This is a genomic window from Roseovarius sp. SK2 (genome assembly GCF_028807495.1).
Taxonomy (GTDB): domain Bacteria; phylum Pseudomonadota; class Alphaproteobacteria; order Rhodobacterales; family Rhodobacteraceae; genus Roseovarius; species Roseovarius confluentis.
Genome location: NZ_JARAMK010000033.1, coordinates 1 through 1240, shown reverse-complemented (window position 1 = coordinate 1240; position 1240 = coordinate 1). Strand labels below are relative to the sequence as shown.

At 66.0% G+C, this 1240-nt stretch carries 1 protein-coding gene; it reads left to right on the top strand.

From position 1 onward, the window contains the following. The coding region (gene frc / locus PVV74_RS22790; RefSeq protein WP_274594791.1) for a formyl-CoA transferase at positions 1 to 1240 on the top strand (1240 nt) is incomplete at both ends.

Sequence of the window (1240 nt, the reverse complement as noted above, 5' to 3'; positions counted from 1 at the left end):
GGCATCAAGATTCTGGACTTCACGCATGTTCAGTCGGGTCCGACCTGCACGCAGCTTCTTGCGTGGTTCGGGGCGGATGTTCTGAAGGTGGAGCGGCCGGGCGTGGGCGACGCCACGCGGCAGCAGCTGGTGGATGTGCCGGGCGCGGACAGCCTTTATTTCACCATGCTCAACCACAACAAGCGCTCGATCGAGCTGAACTCGAAGAACGAGACCGGCAAGCAGGTGCTCACGCGCCTGATCGAGGAATGCGACGTGCTGGTCGAGAACTTCGCGCCCGGCGCGCTCGATCGCATGGGTTTTTCCTGGGAGCGGATCCAGGAGATCAATCCCAAGATCATCATGGCCTCGGTCAAGGGCTTCGGCCCGGGCAATTACGAGAACTGCAAGGTCTACGAGAACGTGGCGCAATGCGCCGGCGGGGCGGCCTCGACCACGGGCTTCCGCGATGGCCCGCCGCTGGTGACCGGCGCGCAGATCGGCGACTCGGGCACCGGGCTGCATCTCTGCCTCGGCATCATGACCGCGCTTTTCCAGCGCGAGCGCACGGGCCGCGGCCAGAAGGTGCTGGCGCCGATGCAGGACGGGGTGCTGAACCTCTGCCGCGTCAAGCTGCGCGACCAGCAGCGGCTGGAGGCGGGCCCCCTGAAGGAATACAGCCAGTACGGCGAGGGCATCGAGTTCGGCGAGGCGACGCCGCGCGCGGGCAACGACAGTGGCGGCGGCCAGCCGGGGCGGATCCTGAAGTGCAAGGGCTGGGAGGACGATCCCAACGCATACACCTACTTCATCACCCAGGCCGCGGTGTGGGAGCAGATCTGCGACGTGATCGGCAAGCCCGAGTGGAAGACGGCCGAGGGCTATGCCACCCCGCCCGAGCGCCTGGACAAGCTGAACGAGATCTTCGGCACGATCGAGGAATGGACCATGACCAAGACGAAGTTCGAGGTGATGGACATCTGCAACCCGCTGAACATCCCCGTGGGGCCGATCCTGTCGACCAAGGAGCTGATCGAGGATGACGGCCTGCGGGCGACGGGCACGATCGTGGACGTGGATCATCCCAAGCGCGGCAAGTACGCGTCGGTGGGCTGCCCGATCAAGCTGAGCGACAGCCCGGTGGACGTGACGCGCTCGCCGCTTCTGGGAGAGCACACGGTGGAGATCCTGCGCGAGGTGCTGGGCTATGACGGCGACGAGCTGCAGGCGGTGCTGGATAGCGGCGCCGTGGGAGACCCGC